This window comes from Streptomyces sp. SID8352, from assembly GCF_009862265.1.
Lineage (GTDB): Bacteria > Actinomycetota > Actinomycetes > Streptomycetales > Streptomycetaceae > Streptomyces.
This window is the reverse complement of sequence record NZ_WWGX01000064.1, coordinates 71,572-95,101: the sequence shown is the minus strand read 5'-3', so window position 1 is coordinate 95,101 and position 23,530 is coordinate 71,572. Positions and strand designations below refer to the sequence as shown.

Genomic DNA, 23,530 nt, shown 5'->3' with positions numbered 1-23,530 from the left:
GGCGGGCATGCCCTCTCCGTGGCGCGGCCCGCGCGTCCGTCCCCGGTGTCCCCGACGCCTCCCCGACCGCCCGCGGTGGATGTTCGCCCCTCCGGGACGCCGACGGGTGCCCGGCGCCCGGCCGGGCGCCCGTGCCACCGCCGTGGCCGTGGTCGTGAGCGGCGCCCGGCACCCGGACGACTAACCGGGGCGCCGCTCGCGGCGGCACCCGGACGGGACGCACCTCCGTCGGGCGCGGCGGGCGGCGGAGCCGGGAGGAGGCGGACGGAAGCCGCGTGCCGGCCGGGCCGCCCCGGGTCACCTTCGCCCCGGGTCACTCCGGTGCCTCCGGGCCCCCGGCTCCCGGTGCCGCCGGCCCCCGGCTCCCCGGGCCACTCGGCCACTCGGTCCCCCGGCCGCCCCGGAGGCACCCCGCCGCCCCGGGTCACGCCGCCCGGTAGAGGCCCGGTGCCAGGTAGACGGAGAACCGGGGCTTCGGGCCGCCCCGGTACGAGACGAAGTTCTGGGTGAACGACTCGGTGAGGGGGCCGTCGGCCAGGTCGTCCAGGAGCTTGGCGTAGGGGGCGGCGGCGGGCGAGCCCTCGGCGCGCAGGAAGGCCACCACCCGGTCGCGCGCGGCGGCGTCGTGGTCGTGGACCGGGATCATCGGGATGTACAGCGTCGCGCTGGGCAGGTCGTGGACGGTGTCGAGGGTGAAGGTGGTGACGGGGGGCTTGCGCCGCCACGCCTCGGTCCCGTCGGGGCCGTTGACGCTCTTCAGGGCGCGGGCGAAGAGCCCCGGCTCGTGGTCGCGGGCGACGGCCGACCTGGCGTCGATCCCGGCCGCGCCCACCCCGGAGTGGGCCACGTACACCTGGGCGCGGAAGTCGCGTCCCCCGGTCAGGTCCAGGGCGACGGCCACCGGCTCGTGGGCCGGTCCGAAGGCCCCGCCCAGGTGGTCCGCCAGCGCCCGCCAGGGGGTCTCCAGGCCGAGGTCGCGCATGGCCTCCCCGGTGCGCCGGGCGGAGTCCTCCCGCCCGGCGACCGCGGGGTTGAGGAAGACCTTGTACTGCGGGTCGGCGCCCGGCCGCCAGGCCACGGCGTGGGCGAAGGTGAAGTAGCCCTGGGGGTCGTCCTCGGCGAACAGGTCCTCCACCGCCAGCAGTCGGTCGACGGAGACGCCGGGACGGCCGGCCAGCCGCCGGGTGAGGGCCATCGCGTCGCGCATCCGGGAGACCGCGGTGCCGTCGCCCGGCGGTTCGAGGGAGATCCGGACGCCCGGCACGTCACCGGCCCAGGCGACGGAGGGCTCGAAGGGCGATCCGTCGATGGAGACCCAGCCCGCGCGGGCGGGCGGTGTGCCGACGGGGAGCCGTCCCCAGGGCCCGGTTGTCTCCTGGAGCAGGGCGTGTATCGACTCCCGGCCGTCACCGCTGACGCCGAGGCTCCGCTGGGCGCGCCAGACGCGGTCGGCGGCGACCTCCGCGTAGGTCTCGGTGGCCGCGTGGCGCCGTGAGGCGAAGCGCATGGGGCGGCCGACCATCTCCGCGCTGACTCCGGTGTCCGGGCGGAAGCCGTCGCTCGTGAGGGTGGCCGTGGCGGCGGGTGAGGCGGTGGGATCCGGGGTGACCATGGGGACTCCATCGGGGTGAGGGCGGTCCGGCGGACGCCGGACGCGGTGGGATCGGGTGAGCGGGCCGGGGCGTGCGGGGAGGGCCGTCCGGCGCCCCCGGGGCGTCCCGGCCGTGTGCGGTGCGGAGGTGGGCCGCCGCTCCTCAGGGAGCGGACGGCGAGGCGTGCCCCCGGCCGGTGGGCGGTGTTCCCGCCGCCGGACAGGACCCGGTGCGCGGGGCGGCGCCGTGGGCCCGGGGCCGCGCCGGTACGGGCGCGGCGGACGGCCGGGGCCGTGCCGCACGCGCCTTCCCGGCCGGCGCGTGCGCGAGGCCGCCCCGCCGCTGGGGAGCGGAGGTGTCGGTGACGGTTCCGGCGGGACCGGCCGCCCGTCCGCGCGGGGTCGCGGGCCCGGGTGCGTGCGGGCGGACGTCTCCCCGTCCCGCCGGTGAGCCGGTGCGGCGGGGGCACTTCCGTACGGCGACGGAGCCCCGGCCTCCGCCCCGCGGGTGACGCGGGCGGGTCGACTCAGCCATGGGTGAACTCCTTGTCGGCACAGGGGAGTACGGACCGGCGCGGACGCCGGGCGCGGTACGGGAGGGGGAGCGGGCCGGAGTGGGGCGGGTCCGGCGCGCGATCTTCTCACCGGGTGGCGGTCCGTGACCGGGATTTGCCGAAGGTTGGCCCCCGGGAGGGATCTCCGATCACTGCTTCCGGCCAATGTCGCCGGTGCCGATGTGACACGAGGGAGCCGAGGGAAGTCTTCCGGTGGGGACGCCCTTGCGCGGAATGAACCTCTCCGTCCCCGGTACCAGCGTTCTTACCGATAGCAAACGGTAAATGACGCTTTGTGCGCAGATGAGCTGAAAGAGTGACCATGGCGCAACACTGCGTGACATTCTTTGTCGCGATCTGCGCGCATCGTTGAACAGCCTGTACCCCCAGCCCGTCTGGTGTCCGTCCCCACGCCCCCGACCGGACCGCCGCTGCCGCCGTGTCCCCGTCGGGTGCGCACAGGAGTACAGAGGAGTTCCGTGCACCTGTCCGACCCGCGCCCCTCGGGGCGCCTTCGTGAGCGCCCCGAGGGGCGCCTCGCCGAACGTCCCGCCGACCGCGGCGCGAGCCTCCCCGAGGCGTTCGCCCGGCAGGTCCGGCGCACCCCCCGAGCGACCGCCCTGGTCAGCGGGGCCCTGACCTTGACCTACCGACAGCTCGATGCCCGCGCCGCCGCGTTGTCCCGGCGCCTGGTGGAGGCCGGGGTCGGTCCGGAGCGTGTCGTGGCCGTGTCGCTCGACCGCTCCCCGGAACTGGTGGTCGCCCTGCTCGCCGTCGCCCGCTCGGGCGGCTGCTACCTCCCGCTCGACCCGCGCCAGCCCTCGGCGCGCCTGGCCGGGATGCTGGAGGGGACCGGGGCCCGGTTCCTGCTGACCACCGGGGAACTCCCGGTGCCGGAGGCCGCCGCCGGCCTGCGCGTCCTCCGGGTGCCCCCGGCCGCAGGTCCCGAGCCGGAAGCGGTGCCCGAGGACCACGAAGCCGCCGTCGACGGCGGGCGGCTGGCCTATGTGATGTTCACCTCCGGCTCCACCGGCGTCCCCAAGGGCGTCGCCGTCACCCACCGCAACGTCGTGGACCTCGCCGGGGACCGGGCCTGGACGGGCGGCGCCCACGCCCGCGTCCTGCTGCACTCGCCGCACGCCTTCGACGCGTCGACCTACGAGCTGTGGGTGCCGCTGCTCACCGGTGGCGCGGTCGTGGTCGCCCCGCCCGGCGAACTCGACGCCACTGCCGTCGCCTCGGCCGTCGGCGGCCAGGGCGTCACCGCGCTGTGGGTGACCGCCGGGCTGTTCGCGGTGCTCGCCGAGGAGGACCCGGGCTGCTTCGCCGGACTGCGCGAGGTGTGGACCGGCGGCGACGAGGTCCCGGCCGCCGCCGTCCGCCGGGTGCTGGCGGCCTGCCCCGGAACGGCCGTGGTCAACGGCTACGGACCCACCGAGACCACCACCTTCGCCACCTGCCACCGGGTCAGCGACCCCGGCACCCTCGGCGGGGCCGTGCCCATCGGCGCCGCCATGTCCGGCATGCGCGCGGAGGTCCTCGGCCCGGACCTGCGCCCCGTCCCGCCGGGCGAGGTCGGCGAGCTGTACCTGGGCGGCTCGGGCCTGTCCCGCGGCTACTGGGGGCAGCCCGCGCAGACCGCCCAGCGCTTCGTCGCCGACCCCTGCGGCACCCCCGGCGCCCGGCTGTTCCGCACCGGCGACCTGGTGCGCCGCCCCGCCGACGGGAAGCTGGAGTTCGTCGGCCGCGGCGACGACCAGGCGAAGATCCGCGGCTTCCGGGTCGAGCCCGGCGAGGTGGCAGCCGTCCTGCGCACCCACCCCGGCGTCTCCCAGGCCGCGGTGGTCGTCCGCCCCGACCCCGCGGGCCAGCGGCGGCTGGTCGCCTACGTCGTCCCCGCCGAGCGGACCCCGGAGGGGACCGGGCCCACCGACGGGACCGGGTCCGTACCCGTGGCCGGCCGCGGCGCAGGCGACGACGAGTCCGTCGCCCAGTGGCGACAGATCTACGACACCCTCTACCAGGACACCGCCGCCGCACCCTTCGGCGAGGACTTCTCCGGCTGGAACAGCAGCTACGACGACCGGCCCATCCCACTGGAGCAGATGCGCGAGTGGCGCGACGCCACCGTGGCCCGCATCCGCGAACTGCGCCCCCGCCGGGTGCTGGAGATCGGTGTCGGCACCGGCCTGCTGCTCTCCCGCCTCGCGCCCCACTGCGAGGCGTACTGGGGCACCGACCTCTCACGGGAGGCCGTCGCCGCCCTGCGCACCCATGTGGGCCGCGACCCCGCGCTGGCCGGCCGGGTCGAACTGCGCCACCTGCCCGCCCACCGCACCGGCGAACTGCCGCACGGCCTCTTCGACACCGTCGTCGTCAACTCCGTCACCCAGTACTTCCCCGACGGCGACTACCTCGCCGAGGTGCTGACCGCCGCGGTCGAGGTGCTCGCCCCCGGCGGCACCGTCTTCGTCGGCGACGTGCGGAACCTGCGGCTGCTGCGCACCTTCCACACCGACGTCCAACTGCGCCGCCCGGGACGCCCGCAGGACCGCGAGGCCCTGCGCGCCGCCGTCGAACGGAGCCTGGTCCGGGAGAAGGAACTCCTGGTCGACCCGGCCTTCTTCACCCGGCTCGCCGGGACCCTGCCGGACGTGGTGGGCAGCGAGACCCGCGTCAAACGCGGCCGGTACGCCAACGAACTGACCCGCTACCGCTACGACGCGGTCCTCCGCAAGGCCGGCGGTCCCGGCGACCGCCCCGCGGCGCCGCCCCCCGACGTCCGGGAGCTGGTGTACGGGCGGGACGTCACCACCCCCGCCGACCTCGCCGACGCCGCCGGACCGGCCGGGCCGACGCCCGAGCGCGCCGGGGTGACCCTCCGGCTGACCGGTGTCCCGGACGCCCGGCTGCGGTCCGTGCACCGCACGGCGCGGGCCCTGGCGGAGGACGGGGAGGTCCCGGCGGCGGCACGATTACCGGAGGCGGAGGCCGCCTCCGGAGCCGAGGGAAGACCCGGACCCGGTGACACCCCGGGGCTCGGGGACACCACCGGCCCCGATGCCGTGCGCGGCGCGGATGTCCCGCACGGTGCGGACGTCCCGCCTGCTCCGGGCGTCACCCCCGGTTCTGATGTCACCTCCGGTCCGGGGGGCACCTCCGGTCCCGACGGCGCCCCCGGCCCGGAGGGCTCCGCTCCGCCGGACGGCTCCGTTCCCGGAGGCACCCCCGCGCCGGAGGAGCACCTGGAGGGGTTCCACCGGGCGGCCGAGTCCCTGGGCCTGCGGCTCTCCGCCCTCTGGTCGGCCACCACCCCCGGCACCCTCGACCTCGTCCTCACCGACCGGCCCCCGGGAACCCTCGTCCCCGGTACCCCGCTCCCGGCGGACCCGCCCCCGGCTGCCCTGGTCAACGCCCCCGCGCGGGCCCGCGACACCGGCCCGCTGCTCGCGTCGGTCCGCACCCATCTGCGCGACCGGCTGCCCGAGTACCTGCTGCCCGCCGCGACGGTGGTGCTCGACCGCCTGCCGCTGACCGCCAACGGCAAGGTCGACCGGCGGCGGCTGCCCGAGCCCGGCACCGGAGCCGCCCCCGGCGGACGGCCGCCGCGCGATCCGCTGGAGCGGCTGCTGTGCGAGCTGTTCGCCCAGATCCTCGGCGTCGGCGAGGTCACCATCGACGACGGCTTCTTCGCCCTCGGCGGCCACTCCCTGTCCGCCACCCGGCTCAGCACCCGGCTGCGCGCCCTCCTCGGGGTGGAACTGCCGGTGCGCGGCGTCTTCGAGACCCCCACCGTGGCCGGACTGGCGGAAGCGGTGCGGCGGGCCGAGGCCGGTCGGCGCCCCGCGCTCACGACGGAGCGGCGGCCCGCGCGGGTACCGCTGTCGTACGCCCAGCGGCGGCTGTGGTTCCTCGACCAGCTCGACGACACCGGCGCGGCCTACCACGTACCGCTCGTCCTCGACCTCGACGGCCCGCTGGACCGGGACGCCCTGGAACGGGCGCTGGCCGATGTGGTGGCCCGGCACGAGAGCCTGCGCACCGTCTTCCCGCAGACCGGGGGAGTCCCCTACCAGCAGGTCCTGACGGGGGCCGCGGCCCGGCCCCCGCTCGACGTGACCGACCTCCCGCACGGCGCGGTCCCGCCGCAGGCAGGGTCCGCCGACGGCACGTCGGCGAACGGTGCGGTGGCCCCCGTACCCCCTGACCGCATACCGGGCGACGGCACACCGGCGGACCTCATGTCCGACGGCATACCGGCCCACGGCACCACGGCCGACCGCACACCGGCCGACGGCCCGGCCCCCGGCTCCGCGCCGCCGCGTGGCGGCACGCGCACCGACGGCACGCGCACGCGCCCCGGCCCCGACGGCACGCGCCCCGACGACACCGGCACCGGCGACACCGACGCCGCCACCGGCCGCGCCCGCACCGACGCCGCCGTCGCCGCCCTGGTCCGCGAGCCGTTCGACCTCGCCCACGACCTGCCGATCCGCGCCCGGCTGCTGCGCCTCGCGCCCGAACGGCACGTCCTCGTCCTGGTGGTCCACCACATCGCCTGCGACGGCTGGTCCCTGGCGCCGCTCTGGCGGGACCTGGCCGACGCCTACGCCGCGCGCCGCGCCGGCCGCGCCCCCGACGCCGCGCCCCTGCCCGTCCAGTACGCCGACTACACGCTCTGGCAGCGGCGTCTGCTGGGCGGGGCGGACGAGCCGGACAGCACGGCGGCCCGGCAGCTCGCCCACTGGCGCAGGGCGCTGGCCGACCTGCCCGGCCGGACGGCGCTCCCCGCCACCCGGCCGGTGTTGGAGGGCGGTTCCGGCACCCCGGACGGTCCCGGCGGCACCGTGCACTTCACTCTGGACCCCGCCCTCCACCGGCGGATCGTCCTGCTGGCCGAGGAACTCGGCGCCACCGTCTTCATGGTGCTGCACACCGCCCTGACCGTGCTGCTGACCAAGCTCGGCGCGGGTGACGACATCGTCGTCGGCACCCCGGTCGCCGGACGCACCGACCCCGCCCTGGACGACCTCGTCGGGTTCTTCGTCAACACCCTGGTCCTGCGCACCGACACCTCGGGCAATCCCTCCTTCCGGGAGCTGCTGGCCCGGGTCCGCGAGGGCGACCTGGCCGCCTACGCCCACCAGGACCTGCCCTTCGAGCAGCTCGTCGACGCCGTCGCCCCCGTCCGCGAGGCGGGCCACCACCCGCTGTTCCAGGTGCTGCTCGCCCTGCAGAACGCGCCCGGCCGCGCCGCGCGCCTGTCCGGACTGGCCGTCACCCCGCGCCGCGCCGACACCGGCGCCTCCCGCTTCGACCTCTCGGTGAGCCTGGAGGAGCACCACGGGCCCGACCGGCGGGCGGGCGGCATGACCGGCGTCGCGGAGTACCGCGCCGACCTCTTCGACCGGAGCGCCGTCGAGCGGCTGCTCGACCGCTTCCTCCGGCTGCTGACCGGCGCGACGACCGACCCCGGGCAGCGGATCGGCTCCCTCGGTGTCCTGCTGCCCGGGGAGCGCGACCTGCTGCTCGCCCGCAGCGGCCGGCCCGACGAGGACGTGCCGCTCGGCACCCTCCCCGGGCTGTTCCGCGCCCGGGCCCGCCGCACCCCGCGCGCCACCGCCGTGCGGTACGACGACGGCAGGGGACGCGTCCGCACCGTCGACTACCGCACCCTGGACCGGCGCTCCAGCCGACTGGCCCGGGAGCTGATCGCGCGTGGGATCGGACCGGAGCACGTGGTGGGCATCGCCCTGCCCCGCACCCCGCAGGCGGTCGTCGCGGCCCTCGCCGTCACCAAGGCGGGCGGCGCCTACCTCCCGCTGGACCCCGGCTACCCGGCCGCGCGGCTGACGCTCATGGCCGAGGACGCCCGCCCGGTCCTGCTGCTCACCGACACCGCCACCGCGCCCGCCCTGCCCGGGACGGCGGACGCGCCCAGGCTCCTCCTGGACGCGCCGGAGACACGGCGGGCGGTGGCCGGGCACCCCGGCACCCCCGTCACGGACGCGGACCGGCGCGCCCCGCTGACCCCGGCGCATCCCGCCTACGTCGTCTACACCTCCGGCTCCACCGGCCGCCCCAAGGGCGTGGTCGTCACCCACGCGGGCATCGCCGGCCTCGCCGGGGCGCAGACCAGCCGCTTCGGGGTGACCGAACGCAGCCGTGTCCTCCAGTTCGCCCCGCACGGCTTCGACGGCGCGGTGTGGGAGCTGTGGGGGACCCTGCTGACCGGCGCGACCCTGGTCATGGCCCCCGCCGAGGCCACCGCGCCCGGCCCCGCGCTCACGGCGCTGGTCGCCCGGCACCGGGTCAGCCACGCGACCCTGCCCCCGGCCGCGCTCACCGTCCTGGAGCCGGCCCGGCTGCCCTCCCTCACTTCGATGATCGTCTCCGGCGAGGCGTCCTCCGGCGACACCGTCCGCCACTGGTCCCCCGGCCGCCGCCTGTACAACGGCTACGGCCCCACCGAGACCACCGTCTGCGCCACGCTCAGCGGAGCGCTGTCCGCCCCCGTCGCCCCGCCCATCGGGCGCCCCACCGTCAACGCCCGCGTCTACGTCCTCGACCACGACCTGCGCCTGGTGCCGCCCGGCGTCGTCGGCGAACTGCACGTCGCCGGTGCCGGGGTTGCCCGCGGCTACCTGGGCCGCCCCGCGCTGACCGCCGACCGCTTCGTCGCCGACCCGTTCGGCGCACCCGGCAGCCGGATGTACCGCACCGGCGACCTGGCCCGCTGGAACGCCGACGGCGACCTGGAGTTCGCCGGGCGCGCCGACGACCAGCTCAAGATCCGGGGCTTCCGGGTCGAACCCGGTGAGGTGGAGGCGGCGCTGCGGGCGCTGCCGGGCGTCGCCGAGGCGGTCGTCGTACCGCGCCCGGACCGGCACGGCGGCATCCTGCTCGCCGGGTACGCCGTGCCCGCGGACCGGGTCCGGGCCACCGACGGCCACGCGCTGCGCGCCCGGGTGTCCGCCGTCCTGCCCGACCATCTGGTCCCGGCCGTGATCACGGTGCTGGACGCGCTGCCCGTGACCGCCACCGGCAAGGTGGACCGGGCGGCGCTGCCGGAGCCGGACTTCGCCGCGCTGCCGGCCGGGCGGGCACCGGTCGGCGCCCGTGAGCGGCTGGTGTGCGAGGTGTTCGCGGACGTCCTCAAGGTCGGGCACGTCACCCTGGACGACAGCTTCTTCGCCCTGGGCGGGCACTCGCTGCTCGTGCCCCGGCTGATCAGCGAACTGCGGCGGCGGACGGGCGCGGCGGTGGGCGTGGGCACGCTCTTCGAGCACCAGACGCCGGGTGCGCTGCTGGCCGTGCTGGACGCCGGGACCCGACCGGAGTCCGCGGACGGGCCCGAGGACGCCGGCTCCACCGGTCCCGCCCGCCTGAGCGCGGACGCCCGTCTCGATCCCGCGTTCGCCGTGCGGCCCCGCCCGTCCGGCACGGTGCGTCCGTCCGGCACCGGTCACCCGTCCGGCACGGGACACCTTCCCGGGACCGTCCCGCCGCCCGGCAACGGTGATCCCTCCGGTCCCCGCCACGGGTCCGGACTCCTCCGTCCCCCGGACCCCGGCCGCCGGGAGAACGTCCTGCTGACCGGCGCCACCGGGTTCCTCGGCGCGTTCCTGCTGCGGGAACTCCTCGACCGCACCGGCGCCGATGTCCACTGCCTGGTGCGGGCGCCGAGCGAGAAGGACGCGCTCGCCCGGATCCAGGCCGCCCTGGACACCTACGGGCTGACGGTCGACGCCCCGTCATGGGGCCGGATCGTGCCCGTCCCCGGCGACCTCACCCGCCCCCTGCTCGGGCTCGACCCGAAGGACTTCACGGAGCTGACCCGGCACCTGGACGCGATCTACCACAACGGCGCCCGGGTGAGCGCCGTGGACTCCTACGACCTGCTCGCACCGGCCAACGTCTCCGGCACCGCGCAGGTGCTGCGGCTCGCGGCCGAGGCGGGCGGGGTGCCCGTGCACCACCTGTCCACCGCGGCCGTGGCCGTGCCCCGGGACGACGGTGCGGACCGCGACGCGAGCGGCGGCCCGGAGCCGGACCCCGTCCCCGAGGCGCTCCGGCTGGACGCCCGGCGGCTGATCCCCGGCGGCTACCCGGCCAGCAAGTGGGTGGCCGAGGAACTGGTGTGGGCGGCGGGGGAGCGAGGCGTCCCCGTCAGCGTCTACCGCTGCGGCCGGATCGGCGGCGACACCCGCACCGGGGCCGGCTCCGACCGGGACGTCTTCTGGCACCTGGTCCGCGCCATGCTCATCGTCGGCGCGGCCCCCTTCCCCGAGCGCGACCCGCGCGGCCCGCTCCTCGTCGACATGGTGCCCGTCGACCGGGTCGCCGCCGCCGTGGTCGCCCTCTCCCGGCGCCCCGGCGGCACCGGCCTGGCCCACCACCTGGTCTGCCCCGACCCCGTCCCCGTCACCGACGTACTGGACACCCTCCGCGCCCGCGGCCACCGGCTGGACGCCGTGTCCCCCGAGGAGTGGACCCGCACCGTACGGGAGCGGGCGGACACGGGAACGGCGGACCTCGACGCGGCGCTGCTGCTCGCCGACACCCTGCCCGCGCTCCACCGGCTCGGCCGGCTCCGCTTCGACCGGTCCAACACCACCGCCGGACTGGCCGGCACGGGCATCGACCTGCCGACCCTCGACGCCCGGCTGCTGGGCGCCTACGTCGACCACTTCACCGGCACCGGCTTCTTCCCGCCGCCGGACCCCCGCCGGTCCGCGTGACGGCGCCACCGCCGCGGACCGGTCCACCGCCCGCCACCATCCCCCGCACCGTGGAAGGACGACACCCGTGAGTGTGAGCAACCCCTGGGACGACGCCGACGCCGTCTTCCTGGTCCTGGTCAACGACGAGGGCCAGCACAGCCTGTGGCCGGCCACGACCCCCGTCCCCCCGGGCTGGCGCACCGCCCAAGGACCTGCCGCCCGCTCCGCCTGCCTGGCCTACGTCGAGGAGAACTGGACCGATCTGCGGCCCAGGAGCCTCGCCGTCCCGCCCGCCCGACTCCCGGAGGCCCGCACCGCATGAACGAGAGCACCGCTTCCCAGCAGTCCTGCCCGACGGACGGCCCCCCGGCCTATCCCTTCACCGAGGCCGTCGCCCTCGACGTCGACCCGCTCTACGAGCGGCTGCGGGAGAAGGAGCCCGTCCTGCGGGTCTCCTGCCCGTACGGCGAGGACGCCTGGCTGGTCACCCGGCACGCCGACATGAAGACCATCCTCGGCGACCCCCGCTTCAGCCGCGCCCTGGCCGCCGAGCACGACGAGTCGCGGCTGACCCCGCTGCCCATCCACACCAGCATCCTGGGTATGGACGGCCACGACCACGCCCGGCTGCGGCGGCTGCTGGCCAAGGTCTTCACCATGCGCCGGGTGGAGCGGCTGCGCCCGGGGATCGAGCGGGAGGCCGCCTCCCTGATCGACGCCCTGGAGAAGGAGGGCGCCCCCGCCGACCTGATGGAGGGCTTCGCCGTCCCCTTCGCCGGCACCGTCATCTGCGACCTGCTGGGGGTGCCCTTCGAGGACCGCGAGCAGTTCCGCGGCTGGCTCGACGCCTTCTCCGCCACGACCGTGATGTCACCGGAGGAGATCGAGGACGACACCGACCGGCTGTACGCGTACATCGGCGGACTGATGGCGCGCCGCCGCGCGGAGCCGCAGGACGACCTGATCAGCGCCATGGTCCGGGCCAGCGACGAGGAGGACAAGCTCTCCGAGCAGGAACTGGTCGAGCTGGCCAGCGTGCTGCTGATCGCCGGGCACGAGACGGTGTCCTCCCAGCTCATCGACTCCCTCCACGTCCTGCTCACCCACCCCGCCGAGCTGGCCCGGCTGAGGGCGGAGCCCGCGCTGCTGCCCGGCGCGGTCGAGGAACTCCTGCGCTACGTCCCCCTGATCTCCCACGTCACCTTCGCCCGCTACGCGAGCGAGGACGTGGAACTGGGCGGGACGCTGGTGCGCGCGGGCGAGTCGGTGCTGCCCGCCATCCCCTCCGCCAACCGGGACGCGGCGGTCTTCGAGGACCCGGACCGCTTCGACCCGGCCCGGGAGCCCAACCCGCACCTGGGCTTCGGCTACGGCATCCACCGCTGCCTCGGCGCCCCGCTGGCCCGGCTGGAGCTGCTCGTCGCCATCGACGCCCTGCTCACCCGCTTCCCGGACCTGCGGTACGCGGTGCCGGTGGAGCGCCTGGAGTGGAAGGACGGGATGCAGGTGCGCAGCCTGCTGCGGATGCCGGTCGCCTGGTGAGCCCTCGCCCCGCGGCCTGACACCGCGGAACGCCCCGCCCCTTCCCGCATCGCGGAACGCCCGCCCCCTGCCGACCGCGTCCGGCCGGATGAGGGGCGGGCGTTCCGCGCCGTGTCAGGACAGCCGCCACTCCGGATCGGTGGGGCTGCTGCTCTCGGTGGCGGCCGGGTCCCGGTTCGCCACCGGGCCGAGCGCCTCCTCCACGGCCGCCACGACCCCGTCGTCGAGCCGGGCCTCCAGGGCCTTGACGTTGTCCGCGAGCTGCTCCGGACGGGAGGCGCCCAGCACGGCGGACGACACGCCCGGGTGCCGCAGCACCCAGGCGAGGGCGAGCTGTGCCAGGGTCAGCCCGAGTCCGTCCGCGACCGGGCGCAGCCGCTGGACCCGCTCCAGGACATCGTCCTTCAGCCACGGGGTCAGCACCTCGCTGCCGTCGTTGGCGTCGGCGGCCCGCGACCCCTCGGGACGGCTCCGCCCCGGCAGGTACTTGCCGGTCAGCACCCCCTGGGCCAGCGGCGACCAGACGAACTGCCCGATCCCCAGCTCCTCGCAGACGGGCATCACCTCCGCCTCGGGCACCCGCCAGAGGGCCGAGTACTGCGGCTGGTTGGAGACCAGCGGGATCCTCAGCTCACGGGCGAGGGCGTGGCCGCGCCGGATCTGCCCGGCGGTCCACTCGGACACCCCGATGTAGTGCGCCTTGCCCGAGTGCACCACGTCGGCGAACGCCTCCATGGTCTCCGCAAGCGGAGTGGAGGGGTCGTACCGGTGCGCCTGGTAGACGTCCACGTACTCCATGCCCAGGCGGCGCAGCGAACCGTCGATGGACTCCCTGATGTGCTTGCGGGAGAGCCCCATGTCGTTGCGGCCCGGGCCGGTGGGCCCGAACACCTTGGTGAGTACCTCCACCCCCTCGCGGCGCATGCCCCTGAGGGCCCGCCCCAGCGACTCCTCGGCCGCGCCGTCCGCGTAGAGGTCCGCCGTGTCGAAGGTGGTGATGCCCAGGTCCAGCGCCGCCCGGACGCACTCCTGATCGGTCTCCGCGTTCCTGGAAGGCCCCCTGGTCAGCCAGTTGCCGTATGCCAGCCGACTCACGACCAGCCCGCTGCTCCCCACATGACTGAACTTCATGCGGCCACGCTAGCAACGCGCCCCGGCCCGCCGACGCCGCTTGCGGCAACCGGTGGCGGCGGCGAGTTGGCATCCAACTTCTTTGAGACAGAAGTGCATTGACGTCATGTCAGCTACTCCGGGGGCGCTCGGGGCGGTAGCCGGGGCGGGGCGTCGCCGCTCGCCCGGACCGCCGCTCGCCCGGACCGCCGGTCGGCCGTACCGCCGGTCGGCCGACGGCGCCACCGGTCGAGGGGTGCCACGGGGGCCGGCGCCACCCGCCCTCCGTACGACCCCGAGCCGCGGGGAGCCGCCCCGGGCGGGGGCGCGTACCGGCCGGCCGGGCGCGGCCGGGCGGCGGCGCCGCGGAAGGTCCGCGATGCCGCCGGGCGGGTGCACCCGCGGACGGGTCACCGGAATCCGGCCCCGCCCTGTCCGCACCGGGCGGTGTGGGAAAGGCCCGTCCCCACGGCCATGACCGCGACGGCCACCACGGCGAAGAGCACGGGGAGGAGCGGGACCTCGTGCCGCCCGGGCCCTTCGGTGCCCTGCCGGGGCTCGACGAGGAGGAGGCGCGCAGGTTCCGCGAGCAGTGGACCGTCCGGTGCGCGACCACCTGCCGCGCACGCCGTCCTCTCCCCGTACCGGGCGACCGTCGCACCGCTGATCCACTGCGTCGAGGCGCTCCACCGGCAGCCCCCGGACCTCACCATCACGGTGATCCTCCCGGAGATCGCCACCCTGCGGCCGCGCCACCGCCCGCTGCACAGGAGGACCGCCGCCCGGCTGCGCCGCCCCCTGCGGCCGCTGCCCGGGATCGTCGTCACCGGCGTGCCGTTCCACGTGCCCCGAGCGTCCGCGCGGCCGGTGCCCTCGGGCCCCGGGCCGGGGCGCGCGCCGGTGGCGCGGCGCGCACCCCGCCGTGGTCAGTCCACGTGGCCCACATGGGCGAGGGCCTGCCTGAGGAGGATGCCGTGGCCGCCGGGCATCTCGTTCCGCACCGCCGGGGACAGGGCCTCGCGGGGGCTGAACCAGACCAGGTCCAGGGCGTCCTGGCGGGGCCGGCAGTCACCGGTCACCGGTACCACGTAGGCCAGCGACACGGCGTGCTGCCGTGGATCGTGGTAGGCCGTCACTCCCTGGGTGGGGAAGTACTCGGCCACCGTGAACGGCTGGAGCGAGGACGGGACGCGGGGCAGGGCCACCGGACCGAGGTCCTTCTCCAGGTGGCGCAGCAGCGCGTCGCGCACCCGTTCGTGGTGCAGGACCCGGCCCGAGACCAGCGTCCGGCTGACCGTGCCGTCCGGCCCGATGCGCAGCAGCAGGCCGACGCTGGTGACTTCCCCGCTGTCGTCGACGCGCACGGGCACGGCCTCGACGTACAGGATCGGCATACGGGCTCTGGCCATTTCCAGCTCGTCGTTCGTCAGCCAGCCCGGTGTGGTTTCGGTCATGTCAGACATCGCTTGATCATACTTTCAGGGTCTCGTGCTTCCTGGTCGCCGTACAGGACTGTGACCGTCCCCACGCCGCCCAGCCTTCGTACGGCACGCGGCCGTTCCCCCCTCGCGGCGCCCTCCTCCCACCTCCGCGCGCCCCCGGCCCCGTCCGCCCGTGGGCGGCGGACCCCCGTGACGGAGGCCCGCCGCCGGCCCGCGGACCCGGCATCCCCGTGGCCGGGGCGGCGGGACTCCGGGCGATGGGATCCGGCCACTCCCGGGCGCCGGGGCGGTGCGCCGGTCGCGGAACGGCCCGGCGCCGGGGCGGTGGTGCGCCCACCGGAGCGGCCTCCGGTGGGCGTCCCCGGGCGCGGCGGGCATCTCAGTACACCCAGCGGTAGGCCGCCGCCAGCCGCTCGTCGTCCAGCCCCTCGGCCGCCGCGATCTCCCCCCGCCGCACGGCGACGACGGCGTCCAAGAGGACCGGGCCCAGCGCGCCCCGCACCACCGGGTCCGCCCGGAACGCCTCGACGGACTCCGCGAGCGACTCCGGCAGCCGCCGCACCCCCAGGGCCGCCGCCGCGGCCGGGTCCAGCCGGGCGGGATCGCCGGTGATCTCCCCGGGCAGCGGCGCCGACGAGGCGATCCCGTCCAGCCCGGCGGCGATCGCGCAGGTGAGCGCGAGATACGGGTTGGCCGCCAGGTCGACGGGTTTGATCTCCAGGTTCGCGGCCCGCTCGCGCACCCCGACGGTGCCGGTGACCACTCGCAGGGCGGCCTCCCGTGTCTCCCGGCCCCATGCGGTGAACACCCCCGCCCACTGGGAGGGCCGCAGCCGCAGCCGGCTCGCCGGACTGGGCGCCGTGACGGCCGTCAGCGCCGGGAGATGGGCGAGCACCCCGGCCAGGAACGACTCGGCCTCGGCGGTCATGCCGTACCGGCCGTCGCCGCCCGCGTGCAGGTTCCGCCCGTCCCGCCACGCCGACAGATGGAGGTGCCCGCCGTTGCCCACGCCCTCGGCGCCGACGGCGGGAGCGAAGGAGACGCGCAGCTCGTGCCGCCGGGCCACGGCGCGCACGGTCTGCCGGACCAGCAGGCTGCGGTCGGCCGCCGCCACCGGGTCCAGCGCGCCCACCGAGACCTCGAACTGGCCCGCCGCGTACTCGGGATGCAACTGCTCCACGTCCACGCCCTGCGCGGCGAGCGCCGACAGCAACTCGGCGGCCCAGTCGCTCAGCTCCACCTGCCGGACGGCCCCGTACGCCGGTCCCGGGGCGACGGGCACGAAGGCGCCGCCGGGCGCGTCGCCCCGGCCGAGCATCCACTCGACCTCTACGGCGGCGCGGAAGGCGAGGCCGTGCCGCGCGGCGGCGTCCGCGACGGTCCGGCGCAGCGCGGTCCGGGCGCAGCCCGGGTGCGGTTCCCCCTCCTGGGTGATCCGGTCCACCGGGGCCCAGGCCCATCCGGGCTGCGCGGCCAGCACGGTCAGCCGGTCCAGGTCCGGGTAGAGGCGCAGATCGCCGTCGGGGGAGCCGAGCACGTCCGTGGCCACGTGGGAGTCGTCCGCCAGGAAGGTGTCGAACACCGGCGACATGCCGACGCCCCAGGCGGCCGCGGAGGCAAGTTTCGCGGTGGGGACGGTCTTCACCCGGGTGATCCCGGCGGTGTCGGTACAGGCGAGGACGACACCGTGGACGCCCCGCGCGGACAGTTCGCCGCACAGGGCCGTGGCCCGCTCGACATCACCGGGACGGCCGCCGGGGACGGGGTCGGCAAGGGTGGTCATACTCCTCCAGGACGGTCGGACGGGACCATTGTGCCGCCGGGTGATCTTCCTGTCCTGGAAACGGAAGGGGAACATCCGTGTCCATCGCTCACCCCGGAGGCCGCGGGGGCGTTCGGGCGGTGGGAGGTGAGGGAGGCCGGGGCAGGGGGCGGCCCGGGCGACGGGGCCGGATGCCGCGGCTCCGGCGCGGGGTGTTTGCGCCGGGGCGCGGCCGGGGGTGAGGGGCGGTGCCCGGGGCCGCGGCGGGGGATGGAGGCCGGAACCCGGGGACGGGGCTCGGATCCGGAACGGACCCGGGTGAATCCCGGTGCTCCGGAAGGGAGTTCTGCCCCCGGGAGGACCCCGGCGCCTCGGGCCCGGGTCCCCGGAGGGTCAGCACGCGAGGGCGGACCGAGGTCGCCGGGCCCCGGGTGCGGCCGGACTCCGGCTCCCGGAACGGGAGGCGCCGGGGGGGTCAGTCGAACTCGGAGGGGTTCGGGCTGGGTGTCCCGCCCGCGAGGACGGTCTTGAGCCGTTCGGTGCCCTGCTTCACGCCCCGCGAGACGGACTCCGCCTGGCCGCCGCTGAGTCCGCCGCCGGTGACGGTGAGGGCGTTGTCGCCCACGCGCACGGCGGCCACGTCCAGGGTGAGCGTGGTGGGTTCGCCGTTGGCGGTGCCCTTCACGGTGACGCGCAGGCCCTGGCGGGCGTCGCCCACCTCGGGCATCGGGGTCTCGATGACCTGGACGGTCCGCTTGCCGCCCGGGCCGCCCGTCGTGGTGAACTCGTCGCAGGTCCGGGGCAGCGAGCCGAACCACTTCCAGGCGTCGTCGAGCGCGCCGTCGTACGCGGCGACCTGCTCGAACAGCCGTGAGTCGCCCTGCCGGAAGCCGGTGACGGCGGAGGCGCCGGACGGCTTGCCCAGGGCCTCCTGGGAGTAGAGCCGGTCGAGCAGCTTCTGGCAGTCCTGCGCGTCGGCCTTCGCGGTGAGGAAGTCCGCGACGTCGACCTTGCCGACGAGCAGGGAGTCGCGCCAGGTGTCCGCGTCGTCGACCTGGGTCCAGTCGGCCTCCAGGTCCGCCTCGGTGATCAGGGCGGCCTTCGCCCCGGCCCGGGTGAGTGTGCCCGGGGAGGCACTGGGCGAGGCGGCGGCCTCGTCCGCGGCGGGCGGCACGACGGCGGCGGAGGCCGGGCGGGCCTGCTCGGCGGTGTCGGGGGCGGCCCCGGAGCCGCCGTCCGAGCAGGCCGCCACGGCCAGCAGCGCGCCCGCCGCCAGTGCGGAGGCGAGGAGACGGACGGGGCGGGGCGGTCGACGGCTCATGACGGGGCCTCCTGGGAACGCGGCACGGTGTCCCCAGGGCATCACCCCGCCCGCGCCCCCACCAGCGCACGGGGCCCGACCGGGGGACGAGCCCGATCCGGGGTGTGCGGGGCGGTGGTGCCGGACGCGGACGGCCGCCCCGATCCGGGGGGCGGGGCGGTGGTGCCGGGCGCGCACGGCCGCCCCGACCCGGGGCCGTGCGCGGCGGTGGCGCCCGGACGCGGACGGCGGGCCCGGGTCACGCCGCGGTGAGCGAGTCCCGGGTGATGTCCTTCTCCACCGCCGCCCGCACAAGGGCGGCGGCCAGTACCGCCGGTTCCGTGCGCCCGGCCAGACCGAGCAGCCGGTCCTGGTTCTCGGGCAGGCCCAGGCGCCCGGCTCCCTCCAGGGCCTTGCGGTCCAGACGGGGCGCCGCCTCCGGCCAGACCCGCTGGACCTCGCGCAGGAAGATGTCCGCCCCCGCCGGTCCCATCCCGGGGAACTCCTGGAGCAGCCGCCGTTCCTCCGCCGCGGTGCCGTCGGCCTCCCCGCGCAGCCGGCGCAGATCGCCGTGCCACCGGTCCAGCAGCAGTTCGGCGCCCTCGCCGAGTTGGGTGGCGGTGCGCTCGTCGTAGCGCCGGTAGCCGCCGCGGCCGAGCGCGTCCACGCGTTCCTGCCAGTCGGCGTCCGCCATCCGGCGCGGGTCGCGCAGACCCGCCTCGGACAGCGCGCGGGCGGTGGACACGGCGACCGAGCCGCGGATACGGGCGCTGAGCAGATGGGCGAGGACCAGCAGCCGGTACAGGGGCTGCGGGGTGTCCTTGAGCCGGATGCCCGCCTCCTCGGCGAACGTCCGCCCGTGCGCGGCGACGAGTTCCCGCACGACGCGCGCGTCGCCGCGCACGGACGCCGACCCGGCGGTACGGCGGGAGGCCGCCGCGCCGGTCCGTGGGGCTTCTGTCATGGGGTGCCCCTCTCCTGGCGCGGGCGCGCCCTCCGGGCCGTTGGTGCGGGGCGGGTGCCCGGGGCGGGGTCCGGGAAACGCGGGGGCGCGGGGCGGGGACGCCGGGCGCGGGGTTACGAGGCGCGGGTTACGAGGCGCGGGGTACGGGGCGCGGGGTGCGGGGCGTCGCCGGGGTTCGCCCCGAGCGGGCCTTCGGGGAGGTGACCCGGGGGGACGGACGGGGCTGCGGCCCGGGGAGCAGGCGGCGGCCGAGGCCGTCGGGGTGCGGCCGGGCGGGGGGTGTCCGAGGAGAGGGGCTGCGTCCGCACCGGAACGTGGGTGAGCGGGCGGGCTTCGACCGGGGTGTGCCGGAGGGGGCGGGCGGTGTCCGACCGGGGTGGGCCGTGCCGGCCGGAGGCATGTCCGAGGGGGGCGCGCTGGACGGGCGGGCTCGGAACGGGCTGGAGGGGGAGACGTACGCCGTGGCCGGGCTGGGGCGCCGTTCGCGCCGGGGCGGTGCGGTGCGGGGCAGGGCAGGGCGGGGCGAGGCGCGACGGTGAGGTGCGGGGCGGGCGGGCGGAGGTCGCGTCGAGGAGGGGAGGGTGTGTTCCGGTCCGCCCACGGGGTCCCGGTGCGCGCCGCACGGCTGTCTCCCGGAGGATCTTCCCAGGGTGTCGTTCGGCGGTCTATAGTCCGAAACTAGCGGTGCTAATTAACTCCGGGAGGACCCGGAGCAGCACAGGCTCGGGAGACCGGCGGGCGCCCCTCCGCCCGGTGACCGAGCGACGACGAACAGGAGACCCCTCGTGCGTCCCGTCCACTTCGCTGCCGCCCGCCGCACCCCGATCGGCAAGCTCCGCGGCGCCTTGTCCGGGGTGCGCCCCGACGACCTCGCCGCCGCCGTGATCCGCGATCTGGTCGCCGGGGTGCCCGCGCTCGACCCGGCCCGCATCGACGAGGTCTACTGGGGCGCCGCCAACCAGGCCGGGGAGGACAACCGCAACGTCGCCCGCATGGCCGTGCTGCTCGCCGGGCTCCCCGACTCGGTGCCGGGCGCGACGGTGAACCGGCTCTGCGCCTCCGGGATGGAGGCCGTCACCGCGGCGGCCCGCGCCATCGCCGCCGGGGAGGCGGACATCGTGCTGGCGGGCGGCTCCGAGTCCATGAGCCGGGCCCCCTTCGTGCTGCCCCGCCCGGACGAGGCCCTGCCGCACCGCATGGAGACCGCCGACACCCGGCTCGGCTGGCGCCTGGTCAACCCGGCGATGAAGGACCTCCACGGTCTGCTGGCCATGGGCGAGACCGCCGAGGAGGTCGCCGAGCGGTACGGCGTCTCCCGCGAACGCCAGGACGAGTTCGCCCTGCGCAGCCACCAACTGGCGTCCGGAGCACGGGAGAAGGGGTACTTCGACGACGAGTTGCTCCCGGTGGAACGCCCCGACGGCGTGGTCGTCGACCGGGACGAGTGCGTGCGCGAGGACACCTCCGCGGACAGACTCGCCCGGCTCAAGCCGGTCTTCCGCCCCGGCGGCACGGTCACCGCGGGCAACGCCTCCCCGATGAACGACGGCGCGGCCGGACTCCTCCTGGTCAGTGAGGAGGCGCTGAACGACCTCGGACTGGCCTCGCTCGGCCGCTATGTCGCCGGGGGCTCGGCCGGGGTCCCCCCCGACGTGATGGGCATCGGGCCGGTGCCCGCCACCCGCAGGGTCCTCGCCCGCGCGGGCTGGAGCGTCGACGACCTCGCGGAGGCCGAGTTCAACGAGGCGTTCGCCGCCCAGGCCCTCGCCTGCGTGGACCAACTCGGCATCGACCCCGACCTGGTGAACCCCACGGGCGGTGCCATCGCCCTGGGCCACCCCCTCGGCTGCTCCGGCGCCCGCATCCTCACCACCCTGCTCCACCGGATGCGCCGCACGGGAGCCGCCCGCGGGCTCGCCACGATGTGCGTGGGCGTGGGCCAGGGCAGCGCGGTGCTGGTGGAACGGGCCTGATACCCGGGCCGGGAGGACGGACGGGGCAGGGGGCGGACGGGGAGGTGCGGACCGGGGAGGTGCGATCGGCGCGCGGTCCCGGTGACACCGGGTGGACGAGGGCCGCCGCCGGGAGCTCCGCAGGCCGAAGACCCGAGGGCAGCCGGCGGGGGCCGTCACCGGCCGTCGCGACCACCGACGAAGGCCATAACACCACGCGCGGCGAATGGAGTTGGGGCCGGACGGGTGGGGCGGGGCCGGGGCACCGGATACCCGGTTCCGTGGCCGCCGGAAGGTGTGCGAAGGTCGGCCGATGACAGCTTCCCCGCACCCCGACGCCCCCGCCCCGAACCACGTGACCGCGCTGCTGCGCCGGCAGTTCGACCTGACCTGGGCGCTGTTCGAGTACCACCTGGAACGGCTGGAACCCGACGACTTCCTGTGGGAGCCCGCGGGCGTCTGCTGGACGATGCGCCGGGCCGGTGACGGCACCTGGGCGCCGGACTGGGCGGAGTCCGAGCCCGATCCCGTCCCCGTGCCGACCATCGGCTGGCTGAGCTGGCACATCGGCTGGTGGTGGAGCGTGGCCGCCGATCACGCCCACGGCAGGACGCCCCGGGAGCGCGACGCCGTCGTCTGGCCGGGCGAGGGCGCACCGACCGTGGAATGGCTGCGCGGCCTGCGCGCCGACTGGCTCGCCGCGCTGGGCGGCCTCACCGCCACCGACCTGGACGCGACCGCCGCGTTCCCCCCGCAGGACGACCCGGCGTACTCGGTCGCGGACATGGCCGCCTGGGTGAACGCCGAACTGATGAAGAACGTCGCGGAGATCGGCCAGCTCCGGCTGCAACGGGCCGCCGGCCCCCTGCGGTGACCGTGGCGCCCAGGGGCCCGCGACCGAGCGAACGCCCGGGGCCGCCCGGTCGGCACGGGCGCGCACCCGGTCGGTGGGGACAGTCCCCGGAAGGGCGCCCGCCGCGTCAGGGAACGGATGCCCGCGCGGCCCGGCGGCGCACCGGGGACGGGAGCGGCGAACAATGGCAAACGGGTGGAGGAGTGACGGACCGGCGGGGCGGCGCCTCCGCGGCCCCCGACGCCCTCCGGCCCTAGGCGTCGTCGGGACGGCGCCGCAGCAGATAGGTGTCCATGATCCAGCCCTTGCGCTCCCGGGCCTCCGCGCGAAGGCGCTCGATGCGCGGTCCGGCCTCGGCGATCGGACCGGACTCCAGGATCTCGTCCGGGGTGCCCAGGTAGGCGCCCCAGTAGATGTCGATGTCCTGGTCCGCGTACCGGCGGAAGGTCTGGTGGGCGTCGAGCATCACCACCACGTCGTCCACCCCCTCGGGAAGCCCCTCCGCGAGCCGTCGCCCGGTGGTGATCTGCACCGGGCGTCCCACCCGGTTGAGCCCCGTGCGGTGCCGGGCCACCAGCGAGGAGACACTGCTGACGCCGGGTACGACCTCGTAGGTGAACGCGACCTCGCCGCGCTCCAGGATCCCGTCCAGAACGGCCAGTGTGCTGTCGTACAGGGTGGGATCGCCCCACACCAGGAAGGCTCCGGTGCCGTCCTCGGCCAGCTCGTCGGCGATCAGCCGCTCGCAGATCTCGGACCGGGCGCCGCGCCAGTCGTCGACGGCCGCGACGTAGGCGCTGCCGCCCGCCGTGCGGTCCCGGTCGGGATCCCGGGCCTCCACGACCCGGTACGACCCCTCCGGCAGATGGGTCTCCAGCATGTCCCGGCGCAACCGGGTCAGGTCGGCCTTCACCTCGCCCTTGTCCAGGACGAAGAACACATCCGTGTCCCGCATCGCCCTGACCGCCTGGAGGGTCAGTTGATCCGGGTCGCCCGCGCCGATACCGATGACATGAATCTTCCGCACGCCCCGAGTCTGCCGTACCCCGCGGACACCGTCGGTACCGGGGGGCGCCCACGGCGGGTGAGGAGCCCGGCCGCCGGGTGCCGTCCCCCGCGCCGGGAGGCCCCCGTGCGCTCAGCCGCGCAGCCGGGGCGCCCGCGCGCCCGCGTCCACCGTCGCGCCCTCGTCCACCTCCTCGGCCAACTCCCTTGCCCAGTAGGTGAGTCCGGCGACATCAAGACCGTACGGCCGCTCCCGCCCGGTGTCTGACGCCGTCCACCGGGTCACCGCGGTGGCGCCGCGCCGCAGCAGCCTGGCGCCGCCGACGGCGTTGCCGCGCGCCGCGTGCGTCAGCCCCACGGCGAGCTGGGCCATGCCCCGCCACAGCTCCCGCTCCCCGGCGGGACCCGACTTCCAGGCGTCCTCGAACACCTCGTGCGCGTGGAAGGGCCGGCCGTCGTCCAGCAGCCGCTGCGCCTCACCGACGGTCTCGTCGGGCGTGCGCACCACCCCCTCGGGCTGCCGCTCCACCCCGGGCGCGCCGTACGGCAGGGGCCGCCCGAGCCCGTCACGCGGCCGGGCGTTGCGGGCCCGCCCCAGCGCGTCGCGGTCCCGCGCGTCACGCTCCCGCGCGGCCACGGGGCGGGGCGGGACGCCGCCGGCGTCCCTCGGAAGATCGCTCGGACTGTCCATACCCCGATTGTCCCGCGCTTCCGTCGGCTTCGGGATGACCG

The 23,530-nt window shown here is 76.6% G+C and carries 13 protein-coding genes and 1 pseudogene; 6 read left to right on the top strand and 8 right to left on the bottom strand.

Features of this window, described 5'->3' with window-relative positions:
- Window positions 1-424: 424 nt before the first annotated feature.
- Complete coding sequence (locus GTY84_RS34690) at window positions 425-1,612, bottom strand: hypothetical protein (RefSeq protein WP_161227717.1); 1,188 nt, start codon at window positions 1,610-1,612, stop codon at window positions 425-427.
- Window positions 1,613-2,624: 1,012 nt separating this feature from the next.
- Here GTY84_RS34690 and GTY84_RS20260 point away from each other — a divergent pair.
- The 3 genes from GTY84_RS20260 to GTY84_RS20250 all read left to right on the top strand — a co-directional run bounded on the left by GTY84_RS20260 (window position 2,625) and on the right by GTY84_RS20250 (window position 12,410).
- The gene (locus GTY84_RS20260) at window positions 2,625-10,886 is read left to right on the top strand and encodes a non-ribosomal peptide synthetase (RefSeq protein WP_161227716.1); all 8,262 of its coding nucleotides are present in this window, start codon (window positions 2,625-2,627) and stop codon (window positions 10,884-10,886) included.
- A 73-nt stretch (window positions 10,887-10,959) separates the two neighbouring features.
- Window positions 10,960-11,190, top strand: a complete 231-nt coding sequence (locus GTY84_RS20255) for an MbtH family protein (protein ID WP_161227772.1) — start codon at window positions 10,960-10,962, stop codon at window positions 11,188-11,190.
- Window positions 11,187-12,410, top strand: coding sequence for a cytochrome P450 (locus tag GTY84_RS20250; RefSeq protein ID WP_161227715.1), 1,224 nt, complete (start codon window positions 11,187-11,189; stop codon window positions 12,408-12,410). Before GTY84_RS20255 ends, GTY84_RS20250 begins: the two co-directional genes overlap by 4 nt.
- A 114-nt stretch (window positions 12,411-12,524) precedes the next feature.
- Here GTY84_RS20250 and GTY84_RS20245 read toward each other — a convergent pair whose 3' ends face one another.
- Complete coding sequence (locus GTY84_RS20245) at window positions 12,525-13,541, bottom strand: aldo/keto reductase family protein (protein ID WP_161227714.1); 1,017 nt, start codon at window positions 13,539-13,541, stop codon at window positions 12,525-12,527.
- A 542-nt stretch (window positions 13,542-14,083) separates the two neighbouring features.
- On the opposite strand from GTY84_RS20245, the pseudogene GTY84_RS34015 reads away from it, so the two are divergent.
- Window positions 14,084-14,369, top strand: a pseudogene (locus tag GTY84_RS34015) (amino acid permease); the annotation flags it as partial.
- 77 nt (window positions 14,370-14,446) lie between these two features.
- Here the strand turns inward: GTY84_RS34015 and GTY84_RS20235 are convergent.
- The 4 genes from GTY84_RS20235 to GTY84_RS20220 all read right to left on the bottom strand — a co-directional run bounded on the left by GTY84_RS20235 (window position 14,447) and on the right by GTY84_RS20220 (window position 18,988).
- The gene (locus GTY84_RS20235; protein ID WP_202551455.1) at window positions 14,447-14,983 is read right to left on the bottom strand and encodes an NUDIX hydrolase family protein; all 537 of its coding nucleotides are present in this window, start codon (window positions 14,981-14,983) and stop codon (window positions 14,447-14,449) included.
- A gap of 358 nt (window positions 14,984-15,341) precedes the next feature.
- Entirely contained in the window at window positions 15,342-16,745 is a 1,404-nt protein-coding gene (locus GTY84_RS20230) for a glutamine synthetase family protein (protein WP_161227712.1), read from the bottom strand.
- Between the two features lie 454 nt (window positions 16,746-17,199).
- Window positions 17,200-18,045, bottom strand: a complete 846-nt coding sequence (locus GTY84_RS20225; RefSeq protein WP_161227711.1) for a hypothetical protein — start codon at window positions 18,043-18,045, stop codon at window positions 17,200-17,202.
- Between the two features lie 238 nt (window positions 18,046-18,283).
- Window positions 18,284-18,988: an endonuclease gene (locus GTY84_RS20220; RefSeq protein WP_202551454.1), complete on the bottom strand. Its 705-nt coding sequence runs from the start codon at window positions 18,986-18,988 to the stop codon at window positions 18,284-18,286.
- Window positions 18,989-19,773: 785 nt separating this feature from the next.
- Between GTY84_RS20220 and GTY84_RS20215 the strand changes: the two genes are divergently transcribed.
- Both GTY84_RS20215 and GTY84_RS20210 read left to right on the top strand, forming a co-directional pair.
- Window positions 19,774-20,961 carry a thiolase family protein gene (locus GTY84_RS20215; protein ID WP_161227710.1) on the top strand — a complete coding sequence of 396 codons (1,188 nt, stop codon included), beginning with the start codon at window positions 19,774-19,776 and terminating at the stop codon, window positions 20,959-20,961.
- A 292-nt stretch (window positions 20,962-21,253) separates the two neighbouring features.
- The gene (locus GTY84_RS20210; protein ID WP_161227709.1) at window positions 21,254-21,814 is read left to right on the top strand and encodes a DinB family protein; all 561 of its coding nucleotides are present in this window, start codon (window positions 21,254-21,256) and stop codon (window positions 21,812-21,814) included.
- Between the two features lie 232 nt (window positions 21,815-22,046).
- Here GTY84_RS20210 and cobF read toward each other — a convergent pair whose 3' ends face one another.
- Window positions 22,047-22,820: a precorrin-6A synthase (deacetylating) gene (cobF, locus tag GTY84_RS20205; RefSeq protein ID WP_161227708.1), complete on the bottom strand. Its 774-nt coding sequence runs from the start codon at window positions 22,818-22,820 to the stop codon at window positions 22,047-22,049.
- Window positions 22,821-22,931: 111 nt separating this feature from the next.
- Window positions 22,932-23,489, bottom strand: coding sequence for a DUF309 domain-containing protein (locus GTY84_RS20200; protein ID WP_161227707.1), 558 nt, complete (start codon window positions 23,487-23,489; stop codon window positions 22,932-22,934).
- Window positions 23,490-23,530 lie beyond the last annotated feature (41 nt).

Bases quoted from the DNA above. Each gene is read 5' to 3' on its own strand.
- GTY84_RS34690 (WP_161227717.1), bottom strand. From the start codon at position 1,612: ATGGTCACCCCGGATCCCACCGCCTCACCCGCCGCCACGGCCACCCTC.
- GTY84_RS20250 (WP_161227715.1), top strand. From the start codon at position 11,187: ATGAACGAGAGCACCGCTTCCCAGCAGTCCTGCCCGACGGACGGCCCC.
- GTY84_RS20245 (WP_161227714.1), bottom strand. From the start codon at position 13,541: ATGAAGTTCAGTCATGTGGGGAGCAGCGGGCTGGTCGTGAGTCGGCTG.
- GTY84_RS20235 (WP_202551455.1), bottom strand. From the start codon at position 14,983: ATGTCTGACATGACCGAAACCACACCGGGCTGGCTGACGAACGACGAG.
- GTY84_RS20230 (WP_161227712.1), bottom strand. From the start codon at position 16,745: ATGACCACCCTTGCCGACCCCGTCCCCGGCGGCCGTCCCGGTGATGTC.
- GTY84_RS20225 (WP_161227711.1), bottom strand. From the start codon at position 18,045: ATGAGCCGTCGACCGCCCCGCCCCGTCCGTCTCCTCGCCTCCGCACTG.
- GTY84_RS20220 (WP_202551454.1), bottom strand. From the start codon at position 18,988: ATGACAGAAGCCCCACGGACCGGCGCGGCGGCCTCCCGCCGTACCGCC.
- GTY84_RS20210 (WP_161227709.1), top strand. From the start codon at position 21,254: ATGACAGCTTCCCCGCACCCCGACGCCCCCGCCCCGAACCACGTGACC.
- GTY84_RS20200 (WP_161227707.1), bottom strand. From the start codon at position 23,489: ATGGACAGTCCGAGCGATCTTCCGAGGGACGCCGGCGGCGTCCCGCCC.